This is a genomic window from Streptomyces huiliensis (assembly GCF_020037025.1).
GTDB lineage: Bacteria > Actinomycetota > Actinomycetes > Streptomycetales > Streptomycetaceae > Streptomyces > Streptomyces huiliensis.
Window position 1 is genome coordinate 1 of the sequence record NZ_JAIQLH010000113.1, and the last position, 3,411, is coordinate 3,411.

The 3,411-nt window shown below is 75.5% G+C and carries 4 protein-coding genes; all 4 read right to left on the reverse strand.

Going from position 1 to position 3,411, the window contains the following annotated elements; genetic code table 11:
* Window positions 1-167: 167 nt before the first annotated feature.
* Complete coding sequence (locus JNW98_RS20460) at window positions 168-1,586, reverse strand: HD-GYP domain-containing protein (protein WP_223769718.1); 1,419 nt, start codon at window positions 1,584-1,586, stop codon at window positions 168-170.
* A 156-nt stretch (window positions 1,587-1,742) separates the two neighbouring features.
* The gene (gene rsrA, locus JNW98_RS20465; protein WP_004937530.1) at window positions 1,743-2,075 is read right to left on the reverse strand and encodes a mycothiol system anti-sigma-R factor; all 333 of its coding nucleotides are present in this window, start codon (window positions 2,073-2,075) and stop codon (window positions 1,743-1,745) included.
* Entirely contained in the window at window positions 2,072-2,761 is a 690-nt protein-coding gene (locus tag JNW98_RS20470; RefSeq protein WP_193581852.1) for a sigma-70 family RNA polymerase sigma factor, read from the reverse strand. The genes rsrA and JNW98_RS20470 overlap by 4 nt, the downstream gene beginning before the upstream one ends.
* Before the next feature lie 263 nt (window positions 2,762-3,024).
* Window positions 3,025-3,411 (reverse strand): alpha/beta hydrolase family protein (locus JNW98_RS20475; RefSeq protein ID WP_372459287.1); only part of this gene is annotated, 387 nt, incomplete at its 5' end.

A 3,411-nucleotide genomic window follows, 5' to 3' on the forward strand; every position in this document is an offset into this window, starting at 1 on the left:
GCCCAGCGGTTCCGGCCGCCGGGCGGCGGCCTCGCCCAGGGCGATGAGCAGCCCGTAGGCGCAGGCGACCGGTGGCCGCTGGATGCCGTGGCAGGCGGTCCAGGCCAGCGCGAGCAGGGCGCCGCCGCCGGCCAGCAGGTGGACGGTCCGTACCAGCCGGGCGCCGGTCACCGGCGGCCTCCCGGGGGCGGTACGGGGGCGGGGCCGGGCAGCGTGCCCCCGCCGGGCGGGCGGTCGCGGTCCGGGACGAGCAGGGGACGCCCGGGCGGGGGCGCGTACGGGCACTCCTCCGGTGGGGCCGACGGGCCGTGGTGATCAGGAGGGACGTTTCCGCAATCGGGAACCGCGGTTCCGCCCCCGGTGGGGACCGCCGTCCGGCCGTCCCGCTCCAGGGCCCGGGCGAGCGCCTCGACCATGCGCGGGTCGAACTGGCTCCCGGCGCAGCGGCGCAGTTCGGCGAGCGCGGCGGGGACCGGCCGGGCTCGGCTGTAGGTGCGCGTGGAGGTCATGGCGTCGAAGGCGTCGGCGACGGCCACGATCCGGGCCGCCTCCGGAATCTGATAGCCCGTCAGGCCGTAGGGGTAGCCGCTGCCGTCCAGCCGCTCGTGGTGGTGGAGGATCGCCTCCCGGGCCTCGTCGGGGATCGCGACCCCGCGCACCAGCTCGTCCCCGTACTCCGGATGCAGCCGGACGGCGCGCCGCTCCTCGCCGGTGAGCGGGCCGTCCTTGCGCAGCACCCGGGTGGGGACGCCGAGTTTGCCGAGGTCGTGCAGGGTGCCGGCGATCCGCAGGGCCTCCAGCCGGTCCCCGGCCGCGCCGAGTTCGCGGCCGATCCGCACGGAGAGCAGTCCGACCCGCTCGCCGTGGCCCCGCGTGTAGTGGTCCTTGAGGTCGACGGCCTCGACCAGCGCCCGGACGGTCGCGCCACGGTCGGCGCGCTCCCGCCGGCTCCCGGCCGCGGGCCGGACGGGCACGGTGTGCGGCAGCAGCACCAGCAGGGCCGCCACCGGCCCGTAGACGCTGCGCCACAGCTCGGCCGCGAGCAGCGCGCCCGGCCCGTGCAGCAGCGCGAAGCCCAGCGCGGGTCCCAGGACGGGGAGCCGCGGGGCCGCCGGACGGCGGACGGCACGGTCGAGGACGGCGGCCGTCAGCGCGAGGACGAGGGCTGCGGCCAGCACCGCGGGCAGCGCCCCCAGGGGGCCGGACGGCAGCGGGGCGCGGGCGGCGCCGAAGACCCGGGAGGCGGCCGTCGCGGCGAGGGCGAGGAGCGCCGCGTCCCACGACCGGCGCCAGCCTCCCCGCCGATCGCCCTTTGCCGAGAAGAAGCCGCTTGTCGAGAAGAAGCCGCCCGGAACGGCGGCCAGCGCGGCGGCGGCCGGGGGCAGCAGCAGCACGGCCAGCAGCAGGGCCGGCGGCACCGGGGCGCGGCGCGGCCGGAGCCCGCCGAGCACGCCCGCGGCGGCCAGGAGGGCCGTCGTCGGCCAGGGAACGGCGGCGGGGTCCCGCAGGGCGGGCAGAACGCTCAGGACCGCCGCGCCCACGGCACCGGAGATCCAGGCGCGCGCCGCCGCCGGGACTGCCTCCATGACATGTCCTCCCCATCCGGACTCGCTGTCGGGATGGGGAGAATAGGCTCACGCGCGGCGCTCCCGGCCGGATCGGCCGGAACCGCCGTCCGTTCGGGTGACGTTCGGGGGGCAGCCGTTTTGATGCGGGTTTCGGGGCGCGTTCCCGCCGGGCCGTCAGTCCTGCGGGACGCTCCGGGCGTCCGCCTCGGCGGCGCGGGCCTCGGCCACCACGTCCTGCTCCGGCACGGACTGGCCGGAGCGGATGAGCTCGATCCGGCCCATCACCTTGGAGCGCAGGTCGGCCGGGACGTCGTCGTGCCCGCAGCAGCGCTTGACCAGCTTCTTGACCGCCTGCTCCAGCCCGTACTTCTCCAGGCAGGGGGAGCACTCGTCGATGTGCACCTCGAACTTGGCACAGTCGCCGTCCGGCATCTCGCGGTCGAGGTACTCGTAGAGGTGGTCGAGGACTTCAGAGCAGTCCGTCTCGTGCGGCTCTCCGCAGCTCATGAGTCCGAGCCCTTCCCATTGTGCGACGCGTCGGAACCGTGCGGCGCGGCGGCCCCGGCCGGGACCAGGCCACGCTCGCGGGCGTAGTCCTCCAGCAGACCGCGCAGCTGCCGTCGGCCCCGGTGGAGGCGGGACATCACCGTGCCGATGGGGGTACCCATGATGTCCGCGATCTCCTTGTAGGCAAACCCCTCGACGTCCGCGAGGTAGACCGCTATGCGGAATTCCTCGGGAATGGCCTGAAGGGCCTCCTTGACATCGGAGTCCGGCAGGTGGTCGAGCGCCTGCGACTCGGCGGACCGCAGCCCCTGGGACATGTGCGACTCGGCACGCGCCAGCTGCCAGTCCTCGATCTCCTCGGACGCGCTGCGCAGCGGCTCACGCTGCTTCTTGCGGTACGAGTTGATGAAGGTGTTGGTCAGGATGCGGTACAGCCACGCCTTGAGGTTCGTGCCGTCACGGAACTGGTGGAAGGACGCGTACGCCTTCGCGTACGTCTCCTGGACCAGGTCCTCGGCGTCCGCCGGATTGCGGGTCATCCGCAGGGCGGCCGAGTACATCTGGTCGAGGAAGGTCAGCGCGTCGCGCTCGAAGCGCGCGTTGCGCTCCGCCGCGCTCTCCGCGGCCTGGGCGGGGGGGTGCTCCTCGCCGTGCGTCCCCGCGTCGGTACCCACGACCGGACCCACCTCCTCCGAAAGCTTGGACGAGCCCTGGGCGGACCCGCTCGATTCGGAGAATAGACGATGACCTGCCGAACCGGCCGAACCCGCCGCTCCTGCCGCGGCGGCCAGACCGCCCATGACGACCGGCCGGCCCCGGTCTGCGGTGCCGGGGCGGGACAGGCATGCGATCGAACCCATGGGGCGGGTCTCCCAATCCTTTGTCATGTGCCGGTGCGCGTCTTACGTGGTGCTCAACATCCGCACGGCCCGTCCCATTCCCGCCGGCCTCAGCCGGCCGGCCGCCCCGCCAGCCATTCGGCCGCGGCGCCAGTGATCACCGCCAGTGCGTCCTCCTGGGTGACGCCGCCGGTCTTCGCGGCGCTCTTCGGCACGGCGAACCCGTGGTCCCCGCCCGGCACCGCGACCGGGTCGACGCCCGGCGGGAACTCCTCGGGGCGGCCGAACGGATCGCGGGCGCCCTGCACGACCAGCACCGGCACCCCGGCGCCGAGCAGTTCCTCGGCGCGGGACCTCTCCGGGCGGCCCGGCGGGTGGAGGGGGAAGCTCAGGGCGAGCACCGCCACCGCGCCCAGCTCCGCCGCCGTCCGGCAGGCGACGCGCGCCCCGGCGCTCCGGCCGCCCGCGACGACGGGCAGCCCGGGCGCGGCGAGCGC

Coding starts and splice junctions, on each gene's coding strand:
- JNW98_RS20460 (WP_223769718.1), bottom strand. CDS start 1,586: ATGGAGGCAGTCCCGGCGGCGGCGCGCGCCTGGATCTCCGGTGCCGTG.
- rsrA (WP_004937530.1), bottom strand. CDS start 2,075: ATGAGCTGCGGAGAGCCGCACGAGACGGACTGCTCTGAAGTCCTCGAC.